Origin of the sequence: Kitasatospora sp. MMS16-BH015 (assembly GCF_002943525.1) — a bacterium.
Taxonomy (GTDB): domain Bacteria; phylum Actinomycetota; class Actinomycetes; order Streptomycetales; family Streptomycetaceae; genus Kitasatospora.
This window is the reverse complement of sequence record NZ_CP025394.1, coordinates 3269205-3295515: the sequence shown is the minus strand read 5'-3', so window position 1 is coordinate 3295515 and position 26311 is coordinate 3269205. Positions and strand designations below refer to the sequence as shown.

At 72.3% G+C, this 26311-nt stretch carries 24 protein-coding genes and 1 pseudogene; 15 read left to right on the top strand and 10 right to left on the bottom strand.

Annotated elements, in window-relative coordinates; all coding sequences use genetic code 11:
- Window positions 1-108: 108 nt before the first annotated feature.
- The 3 genes and pseudogenes from CFP65_RS14130 (at window position 109) to CFP65_RS38910 (ending at window position 3573) form a co-directional block, all read left to right on the top strand.
- Window positions 109-1206 carry an adenylate/guanylate cyclase domain-containing protein gene (locus CFP65_RS14130; RefSeq protein WP_104816432.1) on the top strand — a complete coding sequence of 366 codons (1098 nt, stop codon included), beginning with the start codon at window positions 109-111 and terminating at the stop codon, window positions 1204-1206.
- Between the two features lie 180 nt (window positions 1207-1386).
- Window positions 1387-2586, top strand: a pseudogene (locus CFP65_RS40895) (diguanylate cyclase domain-containing protein); the annotation flags it as partial.
- 621 nt (window positions 2587-3207) lie between these two features.
- Complete coding sequence (locus tag CFP65_RS38910; protein ID WP_158702168.1) at window positions 3208-3573, top strand: hypothetical protein; 366 nt, start codon at window positions 3208-3210, stop codon at window positions 3571-3573.
- Here CFP65_RS38910 and fdhD read toward each other — a convergent pair.
- The gene (gene fdhD / locus CFP65_RS14115) at window positions 3505-4392 is read right to left on the bottom strand and encodes a formate dehydrogenase accessory sulfurtransferase FdhD (protein WP_104816429.1); all 888 of its coding nucleotides are present in this window, start codon (window positions 4390-4392) and stop codon (window positions 3505-3507) included. The genes CFP65_RS38910 and fdhD overlap by 69 nt on opposite strands.
- Before the next feature lie 173 nt (window positions 4393-4565).
- Between fdhD and hutH the strand changes: the two genes are divergently transcribed.
- Window positions 4566-6140, top strand: a complete 1575-nt coding sequence (hutH, locus tag CFP65_RS14110) for a histidine ammonia-lyase (RefSeq protein ID WP_104816428.1) — start codon at window positions 4566-4568, stop codon at window positions 6138-6140.
- Window positions 6141-6231: 91 nt separating this feature from the next.
- Here the strand turns inward: hutH and CFP65_RS14105 are convergent, their stop codons facing one another.
- Window positions 6232-6555 carry a hypothetical protein gene (locus CFP65_RS14105; RefSeq protein WP_104816427.1) on the bottom strand — a complete coding sequence of 108 codons (324 nt, stop codon included), beginning with the start codon at window positions 6553-6555 and terminating at the stop codon, window positions 6232-6234.
- Between the two features lie 159 nt (window positions 6556-6714).
- Between CFP65_RS14105 and CFP65_RS14100 the strand changes: the two genes are divergently transcribed.
- Window positions 6715-7587, top strand: coding sequence for a MurR/RpiR family transcriptional regulator (locus CFP65_RS14100; RefSeq protein ID WP_104816426.1), 873 nt, complete (start codon window positions 6715-6717; stop codon window positions 7585-7587).
- A 101-nt stretch (window positions 7588-7688) separates the two neighbouring features.
- Window positions 7689-8015, top strand: a complete 327-nt coding sequence (locus tag CFP65_RS14095) for a hypothetical protein (protein ID WP_104816425.1) — start codon at window positions 7689-7691, stop codon at window positions 8013-8015.
- A 5-nt stretch (window positions 8016-8020) separates the two neighbouring features.
- Here CFP65_RS14095 and CFP65_RS14090 read toward each other — a convergent pair whose 3' ends face one another.
- Entirely contained in the window at window positions 8021-8668 is a 648-nt protein-coding gene (locus CFP65_RS14090) for a hypothetical protein (protein WP_104816424.1), read from the bottom strand.
- 128 nt (window positions 8669-8796) lie between these two features.
- Window positions 8797-9192: a hypothetical protein gene (locus CFP65_RS14085; RefSeq protein WP_217368162.1), complete on the bottom strand. Its 396-nt coding sequence runs from the start codon at window positions 9190-9192 to the stop codon at window positions 8797-8799.
- Between the two features lie 227 nt (window positions 9193-9419).
- Between CFP65_RS14085 and hutU the strand changes: the two genes are divergently transcribed.
- The 4 genes from hutU to hutI all read left to right on the top strand — a co-directional run bounded on the left by hutU (window position 9420) and on the right by hutI (window position 14901).
- Complete coding sequence (hutU, locus tag CFP65_RS14080) at window positions 9420-11090, top strand: urocanate hydratase (protein ID WP_104816423.1); 1671 nt, start codon at window positions 9420-9422, stop codon at window positions 11088-11090.
- 14 nt (window positions 11091-11104) lie between these two features.
- Window positions 11105-12289, top strand: coding sequence for an allantoate amidohydrolase (locus CFP65_RS14075; RefSeq protein ID WP_104820867.1), 1185 nt, complete (start codon window positions 11105-11107; stop codon window positions 12287-12289).
- Window positions 12280-13659 carry a formimidoylglutamate deiminase gene (locus CFP65_RS14070; protein WP_104816422.1) on the top strand — a complete coding sequence of 460 codons (1380 nt, stop codon included), beginning with the start codon at window positions 12280-12282 and terminating at the stop codon, window positions 13657-13659. The genes CFP65_RS14075 and CFP65_RS14070 overlap by 10 nt, the downstream gene beginning before the upstream one ends.
- A 75-nt stretch (window positions 13660-13734) precedes the next feature.
- Complete coding sequence (hutI, locus tag CFP65_RS14065; RefSeq protein WP_104816421.1) at window positions 13735-14901, top strand: imidazolonepropionase; 1167 nt, start codon at window positions 13735-13737, stop codon at window positions 14899-14901.
- A gap of 3 nt (window positions 14902-14904) precedes the next feature.
- Here the strand turns inward: hutI and CFP65_RS14060 are convergent, their stop codons facing one another.
- From CFP65_RS14060 to CFP65_RS14050, 3 genes are all read right to left on the bottom strand, one after another.
- Window positions 14905-15468 carry a Uma2 family endonuclease gene (locus tag CFP65_RS14060; protein ID WP_104816420.1) on the bottom strand — a complete coding sequence of 188 codons (564 nt, stop codon included), beginning with the start codon at window positions 15466-15468 and terminating at the stop codon, window positions 14905-14907.
- A 55-nt stretch (window positions 15469-15523) separates the two neighbouring features.
- Window positions 15524-17029 carry a peptide MFS transporter gene (locus tag CFP65_RS14055; protein ID WP_104816419.1) on the bottom strand — a complete coding sequence of 502 codons (1506 nt, stop codon included), beginning with the start codon at window positions 17027-17029 and terminating at the stop codon, window positions 15524-15526.
- A 270-nt stretch (window positions 17030-17299) separates the two neighbouring features.
- Window positions 17300-18802, bottom strand: coding sequence for a peptide MFS transporter (locus CFP65_RS14050; protein WP_104816418.1), 1503 nt, complete (start codon window positions 18800-18802; stop codon window positions 17300-17302).
- A 168-nt stretch (window positions 18803-18970) separates the two neighbouring features.
- On the opposite strand from CFP65_RS14050, the gene CFP65_RS14045 reads away from it, so the two are divergent.
- Both CFP65_RS14045 and CFP65_RS14040 read left to right on the top strand, forming a co-directional pair.
- The gene (locus CFP65_RS14045) at window positions 18971-19645 is read left to right on the top strand and encodes a response regulator transcription factor (protein WP_104816417.1); all 675 of its coding nucleotides are present in this window, start codon (window positions 18971-18973) and stop codon (window positions 19643-19645) included.
- Between the two features lie 31 nt (window positions 19646-19676).
- Complete coding sequence (locus CFP65_RS14040) at window positions 19677-20924, top strand: ATP-binding protein (RefSeq protein ID WP_104816416.1); 1248 nt, start codon at window positions 19677-19679, stop codon at window positions 20922-20924.
- Between the two features lie 15 nt (window positions 20925-20939).
- On the opposite strand, the gene CFP65_RS14035 is transcribed toward CFP65_RS14040, so the two are convergent.
- Window positions 20940-21446, bottom strand: a complete 507-nt coding sequence (locus CFP65_RS14035; protein WP_254552388.1) for a GtrA family protein — start codon at window positions 21444-21446, stop codon at window positions 20940-20942.
- A gap of 216 nt (window positions 21447-21662) precedes the next feature.
- On the opposite strand from CFP65_RS14035, the gene CFP65_RS14030 reads away from it, so the two are divergent.
- From CFP65_RS14030 to CFP65_RS14020, 3 genes are all read left to right on the top strand, one after another.
- On the top strand, window positions 21663-22781 hold the full coding sequence (locus CFP65_RS14030; protein ID WP_254552387.1) for a 5-(carboxyamino)imidazole ribonucleotide synthase: 1119 nt from the start codon (window positions 21663-21665) through the stop codon (window positions 22779-22781).
- Window positions 22778-23281, top strand: a complete 504-nt coding sequence (purE, locus tag CFP65_RS14025; protein ID WP_104816414.1) for a 5-(carboxyamino)imidazole ribonucleotide mutase — start codon at window positions 22778-22780, stop codon at window positions 23279-23281. Before CFP65_RS14030 ends, purE begins: the two co-directional genes overlap by 4 nt.
- Before the next feature lie 68 nt (window positions 23282-23349).
- Window positions 23350-24489 carry a dipeptidase gene (locus CFP65_RS14020; RefSeq protein ID WP_104816413.1) on the top strand — a complete coding sequence of 380 codons (1140 nt, stop codon included), beginning with the start codon at window positions 23350-23352 and terminating at the stop codon, window positions 24487-24489.
- Between the two features lie 13 nt (window positions 24490-24502).
- Here the strand turns inward: CFP65_RS14020 and CFP65_RS14015 are convergent, their stop codons facing one another.
- Window positions 24503-24910, bottom strand: a complete 408-nt coding sequence (locus CFP65_RS14015) for a CoA-binding protein (RefSeq protein WP_104816412.1) — start codon at window positions 24908-24910, stop codon at window positions 24503-24505.
- 41 nt (window positions 24911-24951) lie between these two features.
- Window positions 24952-26295, bottom strand: coding sequence for a UDP-glucose/GDP-mannose dehydrogenase family protein (locus CFP65_RS14010; protein ID WP_104816411.1), 1344 nt, complete (start codon window positions 26293-26295; stop codon window positions 24952-24954).
- Between the last annotated feature and the right edge of the window lie 16 nt (window positions 26296-26311).

The window sequence follows — 26311 nt, the reverse complement described above, 5'->3', positions numbered from 1 at the left end:
CCGGCCGGATGCCCCGGATTACGCGATTCCGTGCGAACATTCCACCTGGCAGCGGTGTGAGGCGCGCCACTACCCCTGCGGTGGTCGGGCGCCCGGGACAGGCAGGACATGAGGCGAGTGCGGCAACCGCACGGGGATGGGCCGGTGGCAGACGAAGGCGGCAACGACGGCAGCCAGGACGACGGTCAGGACGGGACGGTCGCCCTGGATCTGGAGCGGCTGATCCTCGACGCACCCCGCCGGTACACGCCGTACCAGGCGGCCCGCGCCGCCGGGGTGCCGATGGAGCTGGCCACCAGATTCTGGCGGGCGATGGGCTTCCCGGACATCGGGCAGTCCCGCGCGCTGACCGACGGGGACGTGATCGCGCTGCGCCGGCTGGCCGGGCTGGTCGAGTCCGGCCTGCTGAGCGAGTCGATGGCCATCCAGGTCGCCCGCTCCACCGGCCAGACCACGGCCCGCCTGGCCGGCTGGCAGATGGACACCTTCCTCGACAACCTCACCCAGTCCGTGGAGCCCGGCCTGACCAGGGCCGAGGTCGCCTACCCGCTGGTCGAGCTGCTGCTGCCGGAGCTGGAGCAGTTCCTGGTCTACGTCTGGCGCCGCCAGCTGGCCGCCGTCACCGGCCGGGTGGTGCAGGCCGCCGAGGACACCGAGATCACCAGCGGCCGCCTGGCCGTCGGCTTCGCCGACCTGGTCGGCTTCACCCGGCTCTCCCGCCGGCTGGAGGAGGAGGAGCTCGGCGAGCTGGTGGAGAGCTTCGAGAACACCTGCTCCGACCTGATCGCCGGCTACGGCGGCCGGGTGGTCAAGACCCTGGGCGACGAGATCCTCTTCGTCTCGGAGGACCCGGCCACCGCCGCCGAGATCGCGCTCAGCCTGGTCGAGCGGCTCGCCAAGGAGGACACCATCCCCGCGCTGCGGGTCGGCATGGCCTTCGGCACCGTGACCTCCCGGATGGGCGACGTCTTCGGCACCACCGTCAACCTGGCCAGCCGGCTCACCTCGATCGCGCCCAAGGACGCCGTGCTGCTCGACGGCGAGTTCGCCCAGGCGCTGGAGGCCAACGGCACCGCCGCGCCCGGCCCCGAGGCCCTGCTCAACCCCGAGCACCGCTTCCACCTCCAGCCGATGTGGCGCCGCCCGGTCCGCGGCCTCGGCCTGGTCGAGCCCTGGCTGCTCTCCCGGGCGGGCGAACTCGCCTGAGCCCCGCCCCCGCCCCCGCCCCCGCCCCCGGCGCCGGCCCGGCGGCTCCGGCGTCGCTCGGGTGGCTCCGACGCTGGTCCGATAGGTGACATAGGCCGCAATCCGGTCCGAAACGGCCATAACCTTGGGTCAGGAACGGTCCACGGACGAAGAGGGCGACCCTTGAGCGGTGAAGCGACCATGACGGATTGCGTGCACGTGCCCTCCACGACCGACCTGCGGCTCCAGGCCGTGGTCGAGCTCGCCCAGGACATGGCCGCCGCCTCGACCCCGCTGGAGGCCGTCCGGGCCGCCGCCGTCCGGGCCACCTCCGCCCTGGACGCCACCATGGCCGCCGTCTCGGTCTGGGACCGCGAATCCGGCCGGCTGCGGGTGCTGGTCAACCACGGCCGGCTCGCGGCCGGCGAGGAGGAGCTGCCCGCCGACGAGTCGTACCCGGTGGCCGACTTCCCCGAGATCGTCACCTACCTGGAGGAGCACTGGACCACCCGGCGGCTGCCCCGGGCCTGGGTGCAGACCGCCGAGGACACCGCGGACGAGCACGCCCACCCGGGCTCGGGGGCGTTCTGCCGCCAGCGCGCGGCCGGGCTGCGCCGCCGGGGCCGGGAGTGCTGCCTGGTCGCCCCGATCGTGCTGCACGGCCAGGCCTGGGGCGAGCTCTACCTGGCCCGCACCGCCGGCCTTCCGGTCTTCACCGAGGCCGAGGCCGACTACGCGACCCTGCTCGCCGCCCAGATCTCGGCCGGCCTGGCCCAGACCGAGCGGCTGGCCGACCTGCGCCGGCTGGCCTTCACCGACCCGCTCACCGGCCTGGCCAACCGCCGGGCGGTGGACGCCCGGCTGGAGGCCGCGCTGGCCGCGCACAACAAGGACAACACCGTGGTCAGCCTGGTGGTCTGCGACGTCAACGGCCTCAAGCGGGTCAACGACCTGCTCGGCCACGAGGTCGGCGACCGGCTGCTGGAACGATTCGCCCACCTGCTCTCGCTGGCCGCCGCCAAACTGCCCGGTGCGCTGGCCGCCCGGCTCGGCGGCGACGAGTTCTGCCTGCTGGCCGAGGGCCAGAAGGCGGACGAGGTGGTGGCCGTGGCCGAGGAGCTCTGCGCCCGGGCGCTCGACATCGCCGAGGGCGAAGGGGTGGCCTGCGGGGTCGCCTCCACCGGCGACGCGATCGGCCCGGTGACCACCCCCGACCGGCTGTTCCGGCTGGCCGACGCCGCCCAGTACCGGGCCAAGGCGGCCCGGGCCGCCCACCCCGTGGTGGCCGGGCGCGGCCACGGCCCGGGCTTCGCCCCGGACCCGACCGTGCTGCTCGCCGACTCGGCCGACCCGCACCACCACACCGAGAGCCGCCACCGCCCCGGCCGGGCCGGGGTCGGCGACCGCCGCCGCTTCCGGGGCGCCGCGCACAGCGCCGACCCGGGCCAGCTGCTGGCCGTGGTGCTCGCCGCCCTGGACCGGGGCCGCAGCGAGCGGGCCACCCACCCGGCCGACACCCTGGACCGGCTGGTCACCGTGGCCGAGGCCGCCTCGCGCCTGCTGGACGCCGTCGGCTGGTGGGTCTCCTACGTGCCGCCGGGCTCCCAGCTGATGCGCACCGCCCAGCACGCCGTCTACCGGATGACCAGCGGCCCGACCAGCTCCGGCGCCGAGACCCAGCGGGCCCAGATCGAGGCCCCCGACGCCGTCTTCGACCTCAGCCACTACCCGCAGACCCGGCGGGCCGTGCGCGGCGGCGGCTTCGCGCTGCGGGCCGGCGCCGGCGGCAACGACCCGGCCGAGGAGGCCATGATGCTGGTCAGCGGCTACCGGGCCATGGTCGCGGCCGGTGGGACCAACGTGGCGGGGGGCTGGCTGGTCGAGCTCTTCGCCGACGACGCCACGCTACCCTTCGGTCAGATCGCGGCGGCCATGCGGGCGCTGGTGGCCGTGGCCCTCTCCGGACCGGCCTCGCCCCCACCCGCCTGAGGGCCGCCGCCCGACACGGATCCGGGAGCGGTAGTGCGAAGACACCTGGCGGGGACGGCACTGGCCCTGGCACTCGCGGTGGGCGGGGTGACGGCGGCGAGCACGGCGGCGGCCCACGCCGCCACGCCCACCCGGCAGCTCGCCTTCGTCGAGAAGTCGCGGAGCCACGGCCACAGCAGCGGCGGCAGTAGCAGCAGCGGCCACAGCAGCAGCGGCAGCAGCGGGACCAGCCACGGCACCACCACCCACCGCACCAGCACCTTCCACAGCCGGGGCGGCGTGGGCGGGGTGGTCGGCAGGGTGGTGGGCTGGGTGGTCGGGCTGTTCGTCCTACTGGTGCTGCTGGTCCTCCTGGCCGTCTTCCTCGTGGTGCGCCGACTGCGCGCCCGCCGGGGCTGAGAGGCTGACCCGGTCCGCGCGGGTGTAGACGTTGGCGCTCTCGCCGCGCAGGAAGCCGACCAGGGTGAGGCCGAGCTCCTCGGCCAGGTCGGCCGCCAGCGAGGAGGGGGCGGAGACGGCCGCCAGCAGCGGGATCCCGGCCAGCGCGGCCTTCTGGGTCAGCTCGAACGAGGCCCGGCCGCTGACCAGCAGCAGGTGGCCGGCCAGCGGCAGCAGGCCCTCGCGCAGCGCCCAGCCGATCACCTTGTCCACCGCGTTGTGCCGGCCCACGTCCTCCCGGGCGCAGAGCAGCCGGCCCTCGGCGTCGAACAGCCCGGCCGCGTGCAGGCCGCCGGTGGAGTCGAAGGTGCGCTGGGCGGCGCGCAGCCGCTCGGGCAGCGCGTACAGCAGCTCGGGAGAGACGGTGAGCGGGTCGGCCGCCACCGGCCAGCGGACGTGGGTGCGCACCGCGTCCACGGTGTCCCGGCCGCAGAGGCCGCAGGCGCTGGTGGTGAGCAGGTTGCGGTGAGCAGACAGCGGGATCGCGGCGCCGCCGCGCAGGGTCGCGTCCACCACGTTGTAGGTGTTGGCCCCCTCGGCGTCCGTCCCGGCGCAGTAGCGCAGCGCGGCCAGCCGCTCGGCCCGGTCGACCAGGCCCTCGCCGACCAGGAAGCCCGCGACCAGGTCGAAGTCGTGGCCGGGGGTGCGCATGGTGACGGTCAGCGGTTCGCCGCCGAGCCGGATCTCCAGCGGCTCCTCGGCGGCCAGCGAATCCGGCCGGGCGGTGCCGCCCGGTCCGTTCAGCCTGACCACCCGTCGCCGCGCCGTCGCCCGCGCCATCGGTCTCCCCTTCGCCGTCCTGCCTGGGGTCCAGCCTGCGGCACGGCCCCCCGCCTCGCGTAATCCGTCCTGCGCGCGGGGGCCGCAGCGGCCACGCTGGTCCCACCGGTCACATTTCTGTCAGGTGCCGGTTGTCATATCTTCATTCACCTGGTGAGATGTTGTATATGGATATGCACAGTGCTGTGGCCCACGACGCGCCGCTCGTCCTGGTCGGCAAGGCCGATGTGACCGCCGAGGACGTGCTCGCCGTCGCACGGGGCAACGCCCGGGTCGAGATCGGCCCCGACGCGATCGCCGAGATGTCCGCGGCCCGAGCCCGGATCGAGGCGCTCGCCGCCGAGCCGCGCCCCGTCTACGGGGTCTCCACCGGCTTCGGCGCCCTCGCCGTCCGGCACATCAGCCCCGAGCTGCGCGCCCAGCTCCAGCGCTCGCTGGTCCGCTCGCACGCCGCCGGCATGGGCCCGGTCGTCGAGCGCGAGGTCGTCCGCGCCCTGATGTTCCTGCGGATGAAGACCCTCGCCTCCGGCCGCACCGGCGTGCGCCCGCTGGTCGCCCAGACCATGGCCGCCGTGCTCAACGCCGGCATCACCCCCGCCGTCCGCGAGTTCGGCTCGCTCGGCTGCTCGGGTGACCTCGCGCCGCTCTCGCACTGCGCGCTCGCCCTGATGGGCGAGGGCACCGCCTTCGGCCCGGACGGCGTCGAGAAGGACGCCGGCGAGCTGCTGGCCGCCGCCGGCATCACGCCGGTCGAGCTGCTCGAGAAGGAGGGCCTGGCCCTCATCAACGGCACCGACGGCATGCTCGGCATGCTCGTCATGGCCCTCTCGGACCTCGCCCGCCTCTTCACCACCGCCGACATCACCGCCGCGATGTCGCTGGAGGCCCTGCTCGGCACCGACAAGGTGCTCGCCCCCGAGCTGCACGGCCCCATCCGCCCGCACCCGGGCCAGGCGCTCTCCGCCGCCAACATGCTCGCCGTGCTGGCCGGCTCCGGCCTGACCGGCCACCACCAGGACGACGCGCCGCGCGTCCAGGACGCCTACTCGATCCGCTGCGCCCCGCAGGTGGCCGGCGCCGGCCGCGACACCCTGGCCCACGCCCAGCTGGTGGCCTCCCGCGAGCTGGCCGCCTCGGTCGACAACCCCGTCGTCCTCCCGGACGGCCGGGTCGAGTCGAACGGCAACTTCCACGGCGCCCCGGTCGCGTACGTGCTCGACTTCCTGGCGATCGCCGCCGCCGACCTCGGCTCGATCTCCGAGCGCCGCACCGACCGCCTGCTCGACAAGGCCCGCTCGCACGGCCTGCCGGCCTTCCTGGCCGACGACCCGGGCGTGGACTCCGGCCTGATGATCGCCCAGTACACCCAGGCCGCCCTGGTCAGCGAGAACAAGCGCCTCGCCGTCCCGGCCTCGGTCGACTCGATCCCGTCCTCCGCGATGCAGGAGGACCACGTGTCGATGGGGTGGTCCGCCGCCCGCAAGCTGCGCCAGGCCGTCGACAACCTGGGCCGCATCCTCGCGGTGGAGCTCACCGCCTCGGCGCGGGCCCTGGAGATCCGCACTCAGGACGGCACCTCGACCCTCGCCCCGGCCACCGCGGCGGCCGTCGCGGCGGCGCGCAAGGCCGGCGTCGAGGGCCCGGGCCGGGACCGCTTCCTGTCCCCGGACCTGGAGGCGGCGGCTGCGCTGGTCGCCTCCGGCGAGCTGGTGAAGGCCGTCGAGACGGTCACCGGGCCGCTCGCGTAGAGGACCACCACCGGGGGCGCGGGGAACTGCGCGACCAGCCCACTACGTACGTGGACGGTTGCGCGCGCAGTTCCCCGCGCCCCCAACTGGTTCACCGCTTCAGTGCGCTCGCCAAGTTCACGCCCACGATCCCGGCCCAGCAGACGATCAGGCCGGTGAGGCCGCCGGTGCCGCCCGCGATGCCGCTGAGCGGGATGGCCATCATCAGGGAGAGGCCCTGGAGCTTCTGCTGCGGTGAGTTGCCGCCCTTGCGGCGGGGCTCTTCTGCGGCCAGGCGGGAGTCGATCTTCACATCGAGCTGGGCGTCCAGCTTGGTGAGGAAGGAGTCGATGACCTCCGCCTCGTACTCCTTGCCGAGCTCCTTGCGGGTCTGTACGGCGGCGTCGAGCTCAGCCCGAAGTTCGTGGGTGTCCATGGGCTCATGCTCCCGACCCGGAGGGTCGCCGGTCCACCGGTCTGCGGGGTTCTCAGGGACAAATCAGGGGCAGTCCGGAGTTCTCACCCTACGGAATGTCATTGCCCGTCGGCCCGGCTTGCTGCACGCTGCTCAGATCCACCGTACGAGGAGAGACCGATGAGCGTCACGGACGAGACCGGCACGGTCGGGCCTTCCGCCAGGCTGCTGCAGCTCTTCGAGGGTCACCGGCTGACGCCGACCCAGCGGCGGATCGCCCACTCGCTCGTCCGGCACGCGGGCGAGGCACCGTTCCTCTCCTCGGTGGAGGTGGCCGAGCTGGCGGGGGTGAGCCAGCCGAGCGTGACGCGGTTCGCCGTGGCGCTGGGCTTCGACGGGTACCCGGCGCTCCGGCGTCAGCTGCGCGAGCTGGGGGTGGGGGAGCCCGCCGCCGCGGCCGAGACCCCGGCCGAGGTGGTGCGCAACGAGCACCAGCAGGCCGTGCTGGCCGAGATCGCCCACCTGCGCCACCTGGCCGAGCTGCTCGCCGACCCGGAGCCGATCGTCCGGGCGGCCCGGCTGCTCGCCGCCTCCCGGCCGCTGCCGGTGCTCGGCCTGCGGGCCGCCTCGGCCCAGGCCCGGGGCTTCGCGTACTTCGCGGCCAAGGTGCACCCGGACATCCGGCTGCTCGACGAGGGCGGCAGCATGCTCGCCGACCGGTTGGAGCAGGCGGCCGCGGCCGGCGCCTCCGCACTGCTCTGCTTCGCGCTGCCGCGCTACCCCCGCGAGCTGATGGACGCGATGCAGGTCGCCCGCGACTGCGGGCTGACGGTGCTCACCGTGGCCGACAGCGCCTTCGCGCCGGTGGCCAAGCTCTCCGACCTGCTGCTGCCCGCGGCCGTCGGCACCGGGCTGGTCTTCGACACCGCCTGCGCGCCGATGATGCTCGGCCGGGTGCTGCTCCAGACCATGTGCGACGAGATCCCCGGGGCCGAGGCCCGACTGGAGGCGAACGAGCAGTCGGCTGCCGCCCGCGGTCTGTTCTTGGATTGAGCACAGCTTGGACTGACCTGCCGCGCACTGGTTCTGACGGCGCCCATGGCGGGAATCCCCTGTTCGGGCCCCGGTGCCGGGGCCGGACGGGGGAGTCCGCGATGCGCGTGATCCACGAGATGAAGCTCACCGGCCGCCTCGCCTCCGGGGCCGACGAATGGTCCTGTCCGACCTGCGGTCGCCGGATCGCCCTGCGGCGCCCGCCCAACCCCGAACTCACCGTCCTGGACCCGGGCGACGAGACGGCCGTGCACGTCGGCCTGATCCCCAACGACGCCGCCCGCGAGGCCGCCGAGAAGTACGGCCTCGGCCCGATCCAGGAGATCCCCCGCCCGCCCCGCCCCCTCGACCCGCCCACCCCCGACGCCCAGGACCGCGCCTGGCTCGCCGAGATCGGCATCGACTGGGACGGCGACGCGGCGGCCTGAGCGGATCAGAACCGTGCGGGGCGGCGGCCGGCGATGGTGTCGGCCCGCACCCGGAGGACCTCGGGGACTCGGTCGAGTGGCCGGATGGCGGTGACAGCCTCCGGGTTCAGGAAGCCGAGTACCCGGTAGAGCTTGGCGTGGTCGTCGGCCAGGGACCGGTGGTGGATCGGTTCGTGGTGCATGATCCGGTTCCGGAACAGCCGAAGGGAGTCGAGCTGGTCGTGAAGCCCGCGCCGGGGGCCGCGGTAGTGCGGGAAGGCCCGGTGCAGAGCCGGAACCCAGAGGTGGCGGTCGTGGACCCGGCTCACGAGCGAGACCCAGAAACCGAAGGAGAGCTCCGCGACCACAGCGTCCGCCCCGGCCGGGCGCTGCCCCCGCCGCCCCAGCTTCCGCCGGGCGTCGTCCAGCATCGCCTGGTCCTTCGGGCTCAGCGGAGCGCTGTCCCACCACTCAGCGAGGCCGAAGTGTCGCTGGAGCTCGCGGTGGAGGGCGTTACGGAGCACGGTTTCCAGACAGTGGAGCGGGCCGAGGAAGGCGGCCGACACCTCGATGTTCCAGACGTAGAGGGCCCAGGCAGCTTCTGCCGAACCGCCAACGGCCAGGTACGGGGCGAGGCGGGCATCAGAGAACGCCTCCCGCTTCCAGGCCGACATGACGCTCACGTACGTCCCCCCTCAAGCCGTACCTGTTGTACGGCCTCGCGCTTTTTGTAGACTGGTCTGCGTATGCCCCGGGTCCGCCTCTGCTTCTGCATGCCGCCCGGGGCACGGCCTTTTCTCCGCTAGTGCCGGATGCTCTGGAGCGTGCGTCCACTGCCGTCGCTGAGAACGAGGAAGGACCAACCGTTCCTCGCCGGCGAGATCGTCGGGTTGTGGTGGCTGACGATCGCACGGGCGGCGCCGGTGGGGCTCTTGTACGAGGTGCCGGCCAGGGGGCCGGAGACGATCTCCACCCGGTGCGTCTCCGGATCGAAGAGCGCATTGGTGCGGTGGCCCTCGTAGACGGCATGGACCGCCACCCGGCTGTCTCCGGCCGGTATGTCCTCGCGATCACCCGCACCCGGAAGGCTCGCTTGCTCGACGAGGCGCGCGATCACCTGCCCTGGCGTCACCCCGGCCATCCTGGCGGCGAACTCCAGGGTCCGAGCGGTCTGCACGTCGATCTCCACCTGCGGCATGACGGCCCCTCTGCTGTGATTGCTCTATTTGCTTCGAAAGGGAACTTACTATGCTCACTTTGCTCTAGCAAGTGCCATGGGGGTGGCCTGGTGGTTGGGCGGGCGGGAGGCGGCTCTGCATGGAACTATTCAGTCCTGACCGGTTTGCCCTCTAGGCGTCGTCCAAGTGTTTGGATATATTCAGACTGGTCGGGACTGAATGAATCTATGTGCAAGGAGCCGGCATCATGGTGCAGCAGCAGGCGAGCGGTCCGCGCGAGGTCCGTGCGGCGCGCGGGACGAACCTGACGGCGCAGGGGTGGCAGCAGGAGGCCGCCCTGCGGATGCTCATGAACAACCTCGACCCCGAGGTGGCCGAGCACCCGTCGAAGCTGGTCGTCTACGGCGGCACCGGCAAGGCCGCGCGTGACTGGCGCTCCTTCGACGCGATGGTCCGCACGCTGGAGACCCTCAAGCAGGACGAGACCATGCTGGTCCAGTCCGGCCGCCCGGTCGGCGTGATGCAGACGCACGAGTGGGCCCCGCGCGTGCTGATCGCCAACTCCAACCTGGTCGGCGACTGGGCCAACTGGGAGGAGTTCCGCCGCCTGGAGAGCCTCGGGCTCACCATGTACGGCCAGATGACCGCCGGGTCCTGGATCTACATCGGCACCCAGGGCATCCTCCAGGGCACCTACGAGACCTTCGGCGCGGTGGCCGCGAAGAAGTTCAACGACACCCTCGAGGGCACCATCACCCTCACCGCCGGCCTCGGCGGCATGGGCGGCGCCCAGCCGCTCGCCGTCACCATGAACGGCGGCGTCGCGATCTGCATCGACTGCGACCCCTCGCGCATCTCGCGCCGCATCGAGCACCGCTACCTGGACGTCGAGGCCAAGAACCTCGACCACGCGCTCCAGCTGGCCGTCGAGGCCCGCGACAAGAAGCAGCCGCTCTCCATCGGCCTGCTCGGCAACGCCGCGGAGCTCTTCCCGCAGCTGCTCGCGATGGACGCCCCGATCGACATCGTCACCGACCAGACCAGCGCGCACGACCCGCTGAGCTACCTGCCGATCGGCGTCGCCTTCGAGGACATGGCGACCTACGCCGCCGAGAAGCCGGCCGAGTTCACCCAGCGCTCGCGCGAGTCGATGGCCAAGCACGTCGAGGCCATGGTCGGCTTCATGGACCGCGGCGCCGAGGTCTTCGACTACGGCAACTCGATCCGCGGCGAGGCCCAGCTGGCCGGCTACGACCGCGCCTTCGCCTTCCCCGGCTTCGTCCCGGCGTACATCCGCCCGCTGTTCTGCGAGGGCAAGGGCCCGTTCCGCTGGGCCGCGCTCTCCGGCGACGCGCAGGACATCTACAAGACCGACAAGGCCGTGCTCGACCTCTTCCCGGAGAACGAGTCGCTGCACCGCTGGATCAAGATGGCCCAGGAGAAGGTGCACTTCCAGGGCCTCCCGGCCCGCATCTGCTGGCTCGGCTACGGCGAGCGCGACAAGGCCGGCGAGCGCTTCAACGACATGGTCGCCAGCGGCGAGCTGTCGGCGCCCATCGTGATCGGCCGCGACCACCTGGACTGCGGCTCGGTCGCCTCCCCGTACCGCGAGACCGAGGCCATGCTGGACGGCTCGGACGCGATCGCCGACTGGCCACTGATCAACGCCATGGTCAACGTCGCCTCCGGCGCCTCCTGGGTCTCCATCCACCACGGCGGCGGCGTCGGCATCGGCCGCTCGATCCACGCCGGCCAGGTCACGGTCGCCGACGGCACCAAGCTCGCGGGCGAGAAGATCCGCCGCGTGCTCACCAACGACCCCGGCATGGGCGTCATCCGCCACGTGGACGCGGGCTACGACCGCGCCTCCGAGGTGGCCGCCGAGCGTGGCGTGCGCATCCCCATGGGTGAGCTGTGACGTCCTTCGAGACGATGTGGGCGGAGCTGCTCCCCGTGGGCCGCTCCGCCTCCTCCGGCGGGTACCGCCGCTTCGCCTGGAACTCGGCCGACGCCGAGGCCCGGGCGTGGTTCCGCGAGCAGGCTCTCAAGCGGGACCTGACGTACGAGCTGGACCGCAACGGCAACCAGTGGGCCTGGCTGGGCGATCCGGCCGGCGGGGATGCCGTGGTCACCGGTTCGCACCTGGACTCGGTGCCGGACGGCGGTGCCTTCGACGGCCCGCTCGGTGTGGTCTCCTCCTTCGCGGCGCTGGACGAACTCCGCGCCAGGGGCGTGGAGTTCACCAAACCGCTGGCGATCGTCAACTTCGGTGACGAGGAGGGCGCGCGGTTCGGCGTGGCCTGCATCGGCTCCCGGCTGACCGCCGGGGTGCTCTCGCCGCAGGCGGCGTTCGAGCTGCGCGACGCCGAGGGCGTCCGGCTGCCCGACGCGATGGAGCAGGCCGGGTACGACCCGGCCGCCCTCGGCGCGGACACCGAGCGGCTCGGCCGGATCGGCGCCTTCGTCGAGCTGCACGTCGAGCAGGGCCGGTACCTGAGCGCCGAGCAGCCGGTCGGCGTGGCCAGCGCGATCTGGCCGCACGGCCGCTGGCGGTTCGACTTCCACGGCGAGGCCAACCACGCGGGCACCACCTGGATCGAGGACCGCCGCGACCCGATGCTGACCTACGCCAACACCGTGCTCGCCGCGCGGAAGAAGGCGAAGCTCGCGGGCGCGCTGGCCACCTTCGGCAAGGTGGCGGTGGAGCCGAACGGCACCAACGCGATCGCCTCGCTGATCCGCGGCTGGCTCGACTCCCGCGCGGCCGACGAGGAGACCCTGCACCGGGTGGTGGAGGAGATCCGGCAGGCGGCCGAGGAGCGCGGCGAGCGGGACGGCGTCAAGGTCGAGCTGACCCGCGAGTCGTACACCCCGGTGGTCGACTTCGACGGCCCGCTGCGCGACCGGCTCGCCGCGCGCCTGGGCGGCGTCCCGGTGCTGCCCACCGGCGCCGGGCACGACGCGGGCATCCTGGCCTCGGCCGTGCCCACCGCGATGCTCTTCGTCCGCAACCCCAGCGGGGTCTCGCACTCCCCGGCCGAGCACGCCGAGCTCGCCGACTGCCTGAAGGGCGTGCAGGCGCTCGCCGACGTACTGGAGGACCTGGCATGCCGGTGACCACGGTGACCACGGTGACCCCGGTGACCACGTACTGGGCCGAGCACGCCTGGCTGCCGCACGAGGGCGGCCCGGTGGTCGAGCGGGACGTGCTGATCGCGGTCGGCTCGGACGGCAGGATCGAGCGGGTCACCCCCGACAGCGGGCCCTGCCCGGCCGGGGCCGTCCGGCTGGCCGGGCTGCTGCTGCCGGGCCAGGCGAACGCCCACTCGCACGCCTTCCACCGCGCCCTGCGCGGACACGTGCAGATCGGTTCGGGCACCTTCTGGACCTGGCGGGACACCATGTACCGCTTCGCCGGCGCGCTCGACCCGGACAGCTACCTGGCGCTGGCCACCGCCGTGTACGCGGAGATGGCCCTCGCGGGCATCACCAGCGTGGGCGAGTTCCACTACCTGCACCACGCGCCCGGGGGCGTCGCCTACCAGGACCCCAACGCGATGGGCCACGCGCTGATCGAGGCGGCGGCCCGGGCCGGCATCCGGATCACCCTGCTCGACACCTGCTACCTCTCGTCCGGCTTCGGCGCCGCGCCGAACGAGACCCAGCTGCGGTTCAGCGACGGCGACGCCGAGCGGTGGGCGGCGCGGGCCGCCGAGCTCAAGGGCGCCGAGCACGCCCGGATCGGCGCGGCCGTGCACTCGGTGCGGGCCGTCCCGGCCGAGCAGCTGGGCACCGTGGCGCAGTTCTCGGCGCTGCGGGAGGCCCCGCTGCACGTCCACCTCTCCGAGCAGACCGCCGAGAACGAGGCCTGTCTGGCCGCGCACGGCGTCACCCCCACCCGGCTGCTGGCCGACCACGGGGTGCTCGGGCCGCGCACCTCGGCCGTGCACGCCACCCACCTCACGGACGAGGACATCCAGCTGCTCTCGTCCACCCGGACGACCGTCTGCATGTGCCCGACCACCGAGCGGGACCTGGCGGACGGCATCGGCCCGGCCCGGCAGCTGGCGAGCGCGGGCTCCCCGCTCTCGCTCGGCAGCGACAGCCACGCCGTGATCGACCCCTTCGAGGAGGCCCGGGCGCTCGAACTCGACGAGCGGCTGCGCACCCGCACCCGGGGTCACTGGACGGCCGCGGCCCTGCTGTGCGCGGGCACCGAGGACGGCCACGCCTCCCTCGGCTGGCCCGAGGCGGGGCGGGTGGCGGCGGGCTCCTTCGCCGACTTCACCGTGATCGCGCTCGACTCCGTCCGCACGGCCGGGCCCCGGCCCTCGTACGGCGCCGAGACGGCCGTCTTCGCCGCCTCGGCGGCGGACGTGCGGCACGTGGTCGTGGGCGGGCGGCACATCGTCAAGGACGGCGTCCACCAGCTGGTGGCGGACGTGCCGGCGGCGCTGCGCGACTCGATCGCCGCTCTGCAGTCGTAAGATCATGAATGTGGTGCCCGAGAGGGGCTGATCCTCTCGGGCACCACACTTTTCTCCCCTGGAAAGGTCTCCGGCGTGAGCCTCCTCATCACCGACATCGGCAGCCTCGTCACCAACGACCCCGCGCTCGGCAGCGGCCCGCTCGGCCTGCTGACGGACGCCGCCGTGGTGGTCGAGGGCTCCACCGTCTCCTGGGTCGGCCCGGCCGCCGCCGCGCCCGCCGCCGACACCGTCTTCGACGCGGCCGGCCGCGCGCTGCTCCCCGGCTTCGTCGACTCGCACGCCCACCTGGTCTTCGCGGGCGACCGCACCGCCGAGTTCAACGCCCGGATGTCCGGCCAGGCCTACACCGCGGGCGGCATCCGCACCACGGTGGCCGCCACCCGGGCCGCTTCGGACGCCCAGCTGGAGGCGGGGCTCACCCGGTTCATCCGCGAGGCGCTGCGCCAGGGCACCACCACCATCGAGTGCAAGTCCGGCTACGGGCTCACCGTCGAGGACGAGGCCCGCGCCCTGCGGATCGCCGCCGCCCACACACCCGAGACCACCTACCTCGGCGCCCATGTCGTCGCGCCCGAGTACGCGGAGGACCCGGCCGGGTACGTGGACCTGGTCACCGGCGAGATGCTGGACGTCTGCGCGCCGCACGCCCGCTGGGTGGACGTCTTCTGCGAGAAGGGCGCCTTCGACGGCGACCAGGCCCGGGCCATCCTCACCGCCGGCGCCGCCCGAGGCCTCACCCCCCGCGTGCACGCCAACCAGCTCTCGTACGGCCCTGGCGTGCAGCTCGCCGTCGAACTCGGCGCCGCCTCGGCCGACCACTGCACCCACCTGACGGACGAGGACGTCTCCGCGCTGGCTTCCTCGTCCACCGTCGCGACGCTGCTCCCCGGCGCGGAGTTCTCCACCCGCGCCCCCTACCCGGACGCGCGCCGCCTCCTCGACGCGGGTGCCACCGTCGCCCTCTCCACCGACTGCAACCCCGGCTCCAGCTTCACCAGCTCGATGGCCTTCTGCATCGCCGTCGCCGTCCGCGAGATGGGCATGACCCCCGACGAGGCCCTCCTCGCCGCCACCCTCGGCGGCGCCCAGGCCCTCCGCCGCACCGACGTCGGCCGCATCACCCCCGGCGCCCGCGCCGACCTCCTCCTCCTCGACGCCCCCTCCCACGTCCACCTCGCCTACCGCCCGGGTGTGCCGTTGACGGCCGCCGTGTGGCGGGCAGGCGTCCAGGAGCTCTGACCCTCAGCGGGGCGCGTAGAGCTTGAACTCGGAGGAGTCGACGGTCCACGGGCCGACCTGCACGGCGTCGCCGAAGGCGTAGTCATGGGTGGCGCGGTACCGGGGGCCGTCGGGCCCGTCGGCCGGGTCGGAGCAGACGGTCACGGTGCCCTTGCGGGGGTCGACGAGAAGGTAGAGCGGGATACCCATGGCGGGGTAATCCTGCATCTTCTCCTGGTAGTCGTTGGTGTGGTTCGACGGCGAGACGATCTCGGCGACCAGGTGGAGGATGCGGGGGTCGATGGAGTCCTCCGCTTGCTCCAGGTCAGCCTCGGAGACGACCAGCAGATCGGGCCGGCGCAGTATGCCGAGCACCGGGTCCTCTACATCGCCGCCGGTGTGAGCGACCAGGTCTCCGGTGAGTTGTCGGTCGAGCTGGCGACGGAGCCGCATCGCGTTGAGTTCGTGTGGAGCCGACGGCGACATCATCATCGTGATCTCGCCGTCTCGAATCTCAACTTTGCTGGCGAGGTCGCCGTACTGCTCCATGAGCTCGTCGGCAACGGAACGCAGGCGCTGGTAGTCCATGACCCGATGCTAAAGGCCCGGCACGGGATCCGTGCCGGGCCTTCGACTTGTCAGATCAGTGGACGTTGCCCATGAGCTTGACGACCTTCTTGCGGTACATCGCCAGGGCGATGCCGGCGATGATCGCCATGACGCCCTGCATGGCGAAGTACCAGGTGGAGCCGGTCTGGTCCTTGAGGACCAGCTGGATGAGGGCCGCGACGCAGTCGCCGGCCGTGACGGCGAGGAACCAGACGCCCATCATCTGGCTGGCGTACTTGGCGGGGGCCAGCTTGGTGGTGACGGAGAGGCCGACGGGGGAGAGGGTCAGCTCGCCGACGGTCTGGATCAGGTAGACCATGGCCAGCCAGAGCGGGGTGACCTTGGTGCCGCCGGAGGCGGCGGCCATCGCGAGCATCATGACGAGGAAGGAGCCGCCGACCATCAGCAGGCCGATGGCGAACTTCATCGTGGTGCTCGGGTTCTTGCCCCGACGGGAGAGCGCGACCCAGAACCAGGCGAAGACCGGGGCCAGCGCCATGATGTAGAGCGGGTTGAGCGACTGGAACCAGCTCGACGGGAAGTCGAAGCCGAACAGCGCGCCGGCGGTGTTCTTGTCCGCGAAGACGCTCAGCGTGGAGCCGGACTGGTCGTAGATCATCCAGAACACGGCGGCGGCCACGAAGAACCAGATGTACCCGCTCAGCTTGGAGTGGTCCTCGGCGTCGAGGTCCTTGTCCCGCTTGATCCGGGCGAAGACGAACACCGGCACCGCGATGCCCGCGAGCGACAGCGGCCAGATCGCCCAGCCGATGCTGAAGTTGCCGGTCAGCGCGAGGGCGGCGTAGAGGACCACGGCCAGGCCCAGCCAGAGCGCGAACTTGCGCAGGACGGTGCGCTTCTCCTCGGCCGGCATCGGCGAGGTGACGACCTCGCTGGTCTGGCTCAGGTGGCGGCTGCCCAGCAGGTACTGGAGCAGGCCGAGCGCCATGCCGAGACCGGCCAGCGCGAAGCCCAGGTGCCAGTTGACCTTCTGGCCGATGGTGCCGATCACCAGCGGCGCGGCGAAGGCACCGAGGTTGATCCCCATGTAGAAGATGGTGAAGCCGCCGTCCCGGCGCGGGTCGTTCGGCCCGTCGTAGAGGTGGCCGACCATCGTCGAGATGTTGGCCTTCAGCAGGCCCGAGCCGATGGCGATCACCGCGAGCCCGGCGAAGAACGAGGCCTTCGCGGGCACGGCCAGCATGAAGTGGCCGGCCATGATGATGAAGCCGCCGAGCGCGACGGTCTTGCGGGCGCCCAGGAAGCGGTCGGCGATCCAGCCGCCGGGCAGGGCGAGCAGGTAGACCATGGCGGTGTAGACGCTGTAGATCGCGGTGGCGACCGCCATCTTCATCCCGAGACCGCCGTCGGTGGTCGCGGCCGTCATGTAGAGCACCAGCAGGGCACGCATGCCGTAGTAGCTGAAGCGCTCCCACATCTCCGTCATGAAGAGGGTGGAAAGACCACGGGGGTGACCGAGGAAGGTCTTCCCGGCAGGGGCGGCCGGCTTGGTGAGGCCGACGTCCAGGGTGCTTGCCATCAGTAGTGGTTCCTTGCCTGGCTGCGCCCGCCTAGGGGGGTGGCGGCGGGCGGTGACCAGGCCACTGTACGTGGCGCTATTAGCTGACAAGGATGGACAAAGAGCGAGATGCACCTCTTGTCCAGGTAAAGATTCGCCGCCAGGGAGAGTCTAGTTCGATGGTCGAGCCGCAGTATTTCCTTCGAACTCAAGGTCAATCAGGGCAATCTTGCGGTAGATCGGCCTAGTTGGCCCTCCGGGTCACCAAAAGTAACGATTACGGTCTGTGAACTAGTTCACAGACCCCATCAGCCGCCGGATCCGGCCCGCGGCCAGGTAGAAGGCCACCCCGCAGAGGGCGGCCAGCCCGCCCTGCAGGTAGAAGTACGCGTCGGCGCTGACCGCCTTCTGCAGCTGCGTGGTCCACCCCGCCACCGCGTCGCCGGTGGCCGTGGCCAGGAACCAGAGGCCCAGCATCTGGCTCACGTACTTGGCCGGGGCCAGCTTGGTGGTCAGCGAGAGGCCGACCGGGGAGAGGCAGAGCTCGGCCACCGTCTGCACGAAGTAGACGCCGACCAGCCAGAACGGCGAGACCAGGGTGCCGCCCGAGGCGGCCAGCGAGGCCAGGCCCATCAGACCGAAGGAGGCGCCGATCAGCAGCAGGGCGGTGGCGAACTTGACCGGGGTGGAGGGGTTGCGCCCCCGCAGGGTCAGCCACTGCCAGGCCCAGGCGAAGAGCGGGGCGAGCAGGATGATGAAGAGCGGGTTGACCGAGTTGAACCAGCTGGAGGGGAAGCTGAAGCCGAACACCGTGCGGTCGGTCTTGGTGTTGGCGAACTGCGAGAGGGTCGAGCCGGACTGGTCGTAGATCATCCAGAACACGGCCGAGGCGATGAAGAACCACATGAAGGCCGACAGCCGGGTGCGCTCCACCTCGGCGAGCTCGCGGTCCCGCCGCAGCCGGGTGAAGTACCAGACCGGCAGCGCCACCCCGACCACGCCCAGGACGTTGACCACCTGGTGCACCGAGAACCGGCCGAGCGCCGCGTCCAGCGCGAAGAGGGCCACCGCCGCCGCGCCCCAGAGCGCGGAGAGCCGCAGCACCCGCCGCCGCTCCGCCTCGGGCGCCGGCCGCCCGGGCGTCAGACCCGCCGCCCCGAGGTGGCGCCGCCCCAGCACGTACTGGAGCAGGCCGAGGCCCATCCCGATGCCGGCCAGCGAGAAGCCCAGGTGCCAGCTGACCTTCTGGCCCACGGTGCCGATCACCAGCGGGGCGAAGAAGGAGCCCAGGTTGATCGCCATGTAGAAGACGGTGAAGCCGCCGTCCCGCCGGGGGTCGTCCTCGTGGTAGAGCTGGCCGACGATGGCCGAGACGTTCGGCTTGAGCAGGCCGGTGCCCAGCGAGATCAGCGCCAGACCCAGCCAGAAGGCGGCGCTCAGCGGCACCGCGAGCGCGAAGTGGCCGCCCATGATGACCAGCCCGCCGACCAGCACCGCCCGGCGGGCGCCCCAGACCCGGTCGGCGATCCAGCCGCCGGGGATGGCCAGCATGTAGATCATCGAGTTGTAGACGCTGTACACCGAGGCGGCCGTCACCGGATCGAGCCCGATCCCGCCCTCGGAGACAGGCACCGCCAGGAAGAGCACCAGCAGCGACCGCATCCCGTAGAAGCTGAACCGCTCCCACAACTCGGTCATGAAGAGGGTCGCCAACCCGCGCGGATGACCGAAGAAGGTCGGCCCCTCGGGCTCCGCCGCCCGCTCCCGCCGGAGCTCCGCCTCGCTGCTCGCCACCGCGCCTCCCACCTCGCCCAGCCGGGCCGTCGGAGCCCCGCTGGGCCCGACGGTACGAGTCGGCTACCCCGGAAAGCGCCCCGGACGCGCCCCCGTTGCTCCGTACGAGCGGAACCCGCGTGGCAGGGGGCCTGATCAGCCGGCGTCGGGCGGACTACCATCAGCCCCATGACCTGTGTGCTGCTGGCCGAGGACGACCCGGCGATCTCCGAACCACTGGCCCGCGCGCTGCGCCGCGAGGGGTACGAGGTGCTCGTCCGCGAGGACGGCCCGTCCGCGCTCGGCGCCGGCCTCACCGAGGAGGTCGACCTGGTCGTCCTCGACCTCGGCCTGCCCGAGATGGACGGCCTGGAGGTCTGCCGCCGCCTGCGCGCGGACGGCAAGAGCTGCCCCGTCCTGGTGCTGACCGCCCGCGCCGACGAGGTGGACACCGTGGTCGGCCTGGACGCCGGCGCCGACGACTACGTGACCAAGCCGTTCCGGCTGGCCGAGCTGCTGGCCCGCGTCCGGGCCCTGCTCCGGCGCGGCAACGTGGACCAGCTCACCACCGGCGCGCACGGCGTGAAGATCGACATCGAGTCGCACCGCGCCTGGCTCGGCGAGGAGGAGCTGACCCTCTCCGCCAAGGAGTTCGAGCTGCTGAGAGTGCTGGTCCGGGACGCCGGCCGGGTGGTCACCCGCGAGGAGATCATGCGGCAGGTCTGGGACACCACCTGGTGGACCTCGACCAAGACCCTCGACATGCACATCTCCTGGCTGCGCAAGAAGCTCGGCGACGACGCGGCCAACCCGCGCTACATCGCCACCGTCCGCGGGGTCGGCTTCCGCTTCGAGAAGAACTGACCGACCTCGGTACGGCTGAAGGGCAGCGCCGGTGAAGCGCCGGATGATCAACTCGCTGCTGGGCGTCGTCCTGGTGGTGGTGGCGGTGTTCTGCGTACCGCTCGCACTGATCGAGAAGCAGAGCATCGTCAACGGCGCCAAGGACCGGGTGGACGCCGCCGCGGTGCGGGTGCTCGGCCTGGTCGAGAGCCGGCTGGCGGCGAACGAGCCGGTGACCGGGGAGAAGTTCGCCGCGCAGGTCACCGACGGGTCCTTCGTCACCGTGGACATCCCCGGCCAGCCGCTGATCGCGGCCGGCCGACCGGTCACCGGCCCGGCGCTGACCGCCTCCGAGTCGGGGGCCAGCGGCGAGACGGTGACGGTCGTGCAGTCCCGCAACGACGTGGACCACGAGATCGGCAACATGCTGCTGCTGCTCGGCGTGGTCGCCCTGCTGGCCGTGCAGGCCGCCGTGGCGCTCGCCGTCTGGCAGGCCAAGCGGCTGGCCCGCCCGCTGATGGACCTCGCCGAGACGGCCGAACGGCTCGGCTCGGGCGACCCGCGCCCGCGCGACCGCCGCTACGGAGTGCCCGAGCTCGACCGGGTCGCCGAGGTGCTGGACACCAGCGCCGAGCGGATCGCCCGGATGCTCACCGCCGAACGGCGCCTGGCCGCCGACGCCTCGCACCAGCTGCGCACCCCGCTCACCGCGCTCTCCATGCGGCTGGAGGAGATCACCGCGCTGGCCGAGGAGCCGGAGACGGTCAAGGAGGAGGCGACCATCGCCCTCCAGCAGGTCGAGCGGCTCACCGACGTGGTGCAGCGGCTGCTCACCAACCAGCGCGACCAGCACAGCCCCACCGTGGTGCCGTTCGAGCTGGACGACGTGATCAAGCAGCAGGTGGAGGAGTGGAGCCCCTCGCTGCGCGACACCGGCCGCCGGCTGCGGATCGAGGGCCTGCGCGGGGCGAGCGTGCTCGGCACCCCCGGCACGGTGGCCCAGGTGCTGGCCACCCTGATCGAGAACTCGCTCATGCACGGCGCGGGCACCATCACGCTGCGGGTGCGCCCGCTGGGCAACTCGGTGGTCGCCGAGGTGCAGGACGAGGGCGCGGGCGTGCCGCCGGAGCTGGGCAACCGGGTCTTCGAGCGGGCCGTCAGCGGCCGCAACTCCACCGGCATCGGCCTGGCCGTGGCCCGCGACCTGGTCGAGGCGGACGGCGGCCGGCTGGAGCTGCTCTCGCTCAAGCCGGCGGTCTTCGCGCTCTTCCTCGGGCGCAGCCGCGAGGACGAGGCCTGAGGGTCTTCCCGCGGGCTAGAGCTTGGCGAGGGCCGGCTCGTTGGCCAGGGCCACCTCGTCGGTCTCGGCCAGCTCGGGGAGCGCCTTGAAGACCCAGGTGCGGTAGGAGAAGAAGCGGAAGATCGTGCCCGCCGCGAGGCCGACCACGTTCTTGGCGACCAGCTGGGCGCCGGAGGAGGTGTAGTCGAGCACGTGCACCGAGAAGGCCAGGATGCCGTTCTCGATCAGCATGCCTATGCCGCTGAAGATCAGGAACAGGGTGATCTCCCGCTTGCGGGAGGCCGCGTCGCGGTCGCGGTAGAGCCAGTAGCGGTAGCCCAGGTAGTTGGTGCCGATCGCGACGGCGGTGGCGATGAAGCCGGAGAGCGACTTGATCGCGCCGGTGCCCTGGAGGCAGACCCAGAACACACCGGCGTTGACGACCACGCCGACCAGGCCGACGATGCCGAACTTGATCACTTCGCCCGAGAGGCCCCGGAGCCGCTGGAACAGCGAGGGGGTGGGGCTGGCGCTCGTGGTCATAAGCGGGCGATCTCCTGCACATGATCGGATAGTGCGTCACGGACTCCGGCCATCCAGGCTACTCGGTCCCCTACCAACCACCGGCGCCCAGGGGCCCGTCGAGCGCTCCGGGGCTCGCCCCGCCCCGCCGCCGGAGCACCGGCGCACGGCGGTGACCGGCCCGGATATCCTTGGCGCGTGACTTCCGCGGGCAAGGCAAATTTTCCAGTGATCGGCATGATCGGCGGCGGGCAGCTGGCCCGCATGGCACACCAGGCGGCGATCCCGCTGGGTGTCAGGTTCCGTCTCCTCGCGGACACGCCGCAGGATTCGGCGGCCCAGGTCGTCTCGGACGTGGTGCTCGGTGACTACCGGGACCTGGACACGCTGCGCCGCTTCGCGGCCGGCTGCGACGTGATCACCTTCGACCACGAGCACGTCCCCACCGAGCACCTGCGCGCCCTGCAGGCCGACGGCATCGCCGTCCGCCCGGGCCCGGACGCCCTGGTGAACGCCCAGGACAAGGGCGTCATGCGGGCCAAGCTGGACTCGATCGGCGCCCCCTGTCCGCGCCACCGCCTGGTCACCGACCCGGCCGACGTGACCGCCTTCGCTCAGGAAGGGGACGGCTACCCCGTCGTCCTCAAGACCGTCCGGGGCGGCTACGACGGCAAGGGCGTCTGGGTGGTCGACAACGAGGAGGAGGCCGCCGCGCCGTTCCTCGCGGGTGTCGGCGTGCTGGCCGAGGAGAAGGTCGACTTCCTGCGCGAGCTGGCCGCCGGCGTGGTCCGCTCGCCCAGCGGCCAGGCCGTGGCCTACCCGGTGGTGGAGAGCGTCCAGGAGAACGGCGTCTGCGCCGAGGTGACCGCCCCGGCCCCCGACCTCGACCCGGCGCTCGCCGCCGAAGCCCAGGCCCTGGCCCTGCGGATCGCCGGCGAGCTCGACATCACCGGCCACCTGGCCGTCGAGCTGTTCCAGACCAAGGACGGCCGCATCCTGGTCAACGAGCTCGCGATGCGCCCGCACAACTCCGGCCACTGGACGCAGGACGGCGCCGTCACCTCGCAGTTCGAGAACCACGTCCGGGCGGTCCTCGACCTCCCGCTGGGCGACCCGCGCCCGCGCGCCAAGTGGACCGTGATGGTCAACGTGCTCGGCGGCGACTACCCGGACATGTACCACGCCTTCCTGCACTGCATGGCCCGCGACCCCGGGCTGAAGATCCACATGTACGGGAAGGACGTGAAGCCCGGCCGCAAGGTCGGCCACGTCAACGTCTTCGGGGACGACCTCGAGGACGTCCGCGAGCGCGCCCGCCACGCGGCCGCCTACCTGCGAGGAACGATCACCGAATGACTTCTCCGCTCATTGGCATCGTGATGGGCTCGGACTCCGACTGGCCCGTCATGGAGGCCGCGGCCCAGGCGCTGGACGAGTTCGAGATCCCGTACGAGGTCGACGTGGTCTCCGCGCACCGGATGCCGCGCGAGATGGTCGCCTACGGCGAGCAGGCGCACGCGCGCGGGCTCAAGGCGATCATCGCCGGTGCGGGCGGCGCCGCCCACCTGCCGGGCATGCTCGCCTCCGTGACGCCGCTGCCGGTGATCGGCGTGCCGGTGCCGCTGCGCTACCTGGACGGCATGGACAGCCTGATGTCGATCGTCCAGATGCCCGCCGGCGTGCCGGTGGCCACCGTCTCGATCGCGGGCGCGCGCAACGCCGGCCTGCTGGCCGTCCGGATGCTGGCCGCCTTCGACGCCGAACTGGCCGAGAAGATGGTCGACTTCCAGGCCGAGCTGAACAGCCAGGCCACCGAGAAGGGCAAGAAGCTGCGGGCCAAGGCCGCCGGCCGCTGACCCGCGCCCCGGCACGACCGTGACCCATGGCCCCCGTTCCACCGACCACAGACGGTAGAACGGGGGCCATGACTCTTGAACTGCTCGACCAGGCCAGGGCCCTCCTCCGCGACACCCCGGTGGTGGACGGCCACAACGACCTCCCGTGGGCGATGCGCTGCCAGGCGGGCTACGACTTCTCCGCGATCGACCTCGCGGGCGACCAGAGCGGCCGGCTGCACACCGACCTGGCCCGGCTTCGGGCCGGCGGCGTCGGCGGACAGTACTGGTCGGTGTTCGTGCGCAGCGACTACGCCGGGGACAAGGCCGTCACCGCGACCCTGGAGCAGATCGACTTCGTCCGGGCGCTGACCGAGCGCTATCCGGACCAGCTGCGGCTGGCGCTGAGCGCCGACGACCTGGAGACGGCCCGCGCCGAGGGCCGGATCGCCTCGCTGATGGGCGCCGAGGGCGGCCACAGCATCGACTCCTCGCTGGCCGTGCTGCGGGCCCTGTACCGCCTGGGCGTGCGGTACATGACGCTCACCCACAACGACAACCTGCCCTGGGCCGACTCGGCCACCGACGTGCGGGTGCTCGGCGGGCTGAACGAGTTCGGCGAGGAGGTCGTCCGGGAGATGAACCGGCTCGGCATGCTGGTCGACCTCTCGCACGTCTCGGCCGACACCATGCGGCACGCGATGCGGGTCACCTCGGCGCCGGTGATCTTCTCGCACTCCTCGGCCCGCGGGGTCTGCGACCACCCGCGCAACATCCCGGACGACGTGCTGGCCGCCCTGCCGGCCAACGGCGGGGTCGCGATGGCCACCTTCGTGCCGAAGTTCATCCTGCCCGCCGCCGTCGAGTGGACGGCGGCGGCGGACGAGAACATGCGGGCGCACGGCTTCCACCACCTGGACACCACGCCGGAGGCGATGGCCTGCCACCGCGCCTTCGAGGCCACCCGCCCGCGCCCGCGGGCCACCGTCTCGACGGTGGCCGACCACCTCGACCACATGCGCGAGCTGGCCGGCATCGACCACCTCGGCATCGGCGGCGACTTCGACGGCACCGCCTTCGTCCCGGACGGCCTGGACGACGTGGCCGGCTACCCGAACCTGATCGCCGAGCTGCTGCGGCGGAGGTGGTCGACCGGCGACCTGGCGAAGCTCACCTGGCACAACGCGGTGCGCGTGCTGCGCGACGCCGAGGCCGTGGCCTCGAAGTGAGCCCTAGAGGTGGTCAGAGCAGGGGCAGCTCGATGGCCGGGCACTTGTCCATGACCATGTCGAGGCCGGCCGCGCGGGTGCGCGCGTAGGCGGCCTCGTCCACCACGTCCAGCTGGAACCAGACCGCCTTGGCGCCCTTCGCCACCGCCTGGTCGGCGACCTCGCCGGCCAGCGAGGAATTGACGAAGACGTCGACCACGTCGACCTCGAACGGGATGTCCGCGAGGCTCGCGTACCCCTGCTCGCCGAGCACCGTCTCGGCGGCGGGGTGCACGGGCACCACCCGCTTGCCCGCCTTCTGCAGCACCCGGGCCACGCCGTACGCGGCACGCTTGGTGTTGGTGGACAGGCCGACCACGGCCCAGGTGTCGCCGGTCTCCTTGAGGATGCGCCGGACGGTCGCTTCGTCTCCGTAGCTCATGCCCGGGTCAACGGCCGCGCCCGGCACGGCTATTCCTGGGCCTACTCGACCGTCGGGCGGCCCATCGCGCGGTAGGACCAGCCGGCCGCGCGCCAGCGGTCGGCGTCCAGCACGTTGCGCCCGTCCAGCACCCGGCGCTCGGCGACGAAGGTGCCCAGAGTGGCCGGGTCGAGCTCGCGGAACTCCTGCCACTCGGTCAGGTGCAGCACCACGTGCGCACCCTCGGCGGCTTCGAACGGCGAGTCCGCGTAGGCCAGCGAGGGGAACATCTTGCGGGCGTTGTCCATCGCCTTGGGGTCGTAGACGGTGACCTGGGCGCCCTGGAGCTGGATCTGGGCGGCGACGTTGAGCGCGGGGGAGTCGCGGATGTCGTCCGAGTTGGGCTTGAAGGCGGCGCCGAACACGGCCACCCGGCGGCCCAGGAAGCCGCCGCCGCACTGCTCGCGGGCCAGCTCCACCATCCGGGAGCGGCGCCGCATGTTGATCGAGTCCACCTCGCGCAGGAAGGTGAGCGCCTGGTCGGCGCCCAGCTCGCCCGCGCGGGCCATGAAGGCGCGGATGTCCTTGGGCAGGCAGCCGCCGCCGAAGCCGAGGCCGGCCTGGAGGAACTTGCCGCCGATCCGGGGGTCGTGGGCCAGCGCCTGGCTCAGCTGCACCACGTCGGCGCCCGCGTTCTCGCAGACCTCGGCCATCGCGTTGATGAAGGAGATCTTGGTGGCGAGGAAGGAGTTGGCGGCGGCCTTGACCAGCTCGGAGGTCGGGTAGTCGGTGACCACGAAGGGCACGCCCTCCTCGATCGGGGTCGCGTACACCTCGCGGAGCAGCTCCTCGGCCCGGCCCTCGCGCACGCCGACCACGATCCGGTCCGGGTGCAGGGTGTCGCCGACGGCGTAGCCCTCGCGCAGGAACTCCGGGTTCCAGGCCAGCTCGGCGGCGGCCCCGGCCGGGGCCAGGGTGGCCAGCCGCTCGGCCAGCCGGCTCGCGCTGCCCACCGGCACGGTGGACTTGCCGACCACCAGGGTCGGCCGGGTCAGGTGCGGGGCGAGCGAGTCCAGGGCGGTGTCCACGTAGGACATGTCGGCCGCGAACTCACCCTTCTTCTGCGGGGTGTTGGTGCAGATGAAGTGCACGTCGCCGAACTCGGCGGCCTCCTGGTAGGAGGTGGTGAAGCGCAGCCGCCCGGTCGAGCCCTCGTGCCCGGCGGCGTGCCGCACCAGCAGCTCGGCCAGCCCGGGCTCGTACATCGGCACCCGGCCGGCCGCCAGGGTGGCGATCTTCTCCGGGTCGATGTCGAGGCCGAGCACCTCGTGCCCGAGCTCCGCCATGCAGGCGGCGTGCGTCGCGCCGAGGTAGCCGGTGCCGATCACGGTGATGCGCAGAGTCACGTGCTGCCCCTCAGTC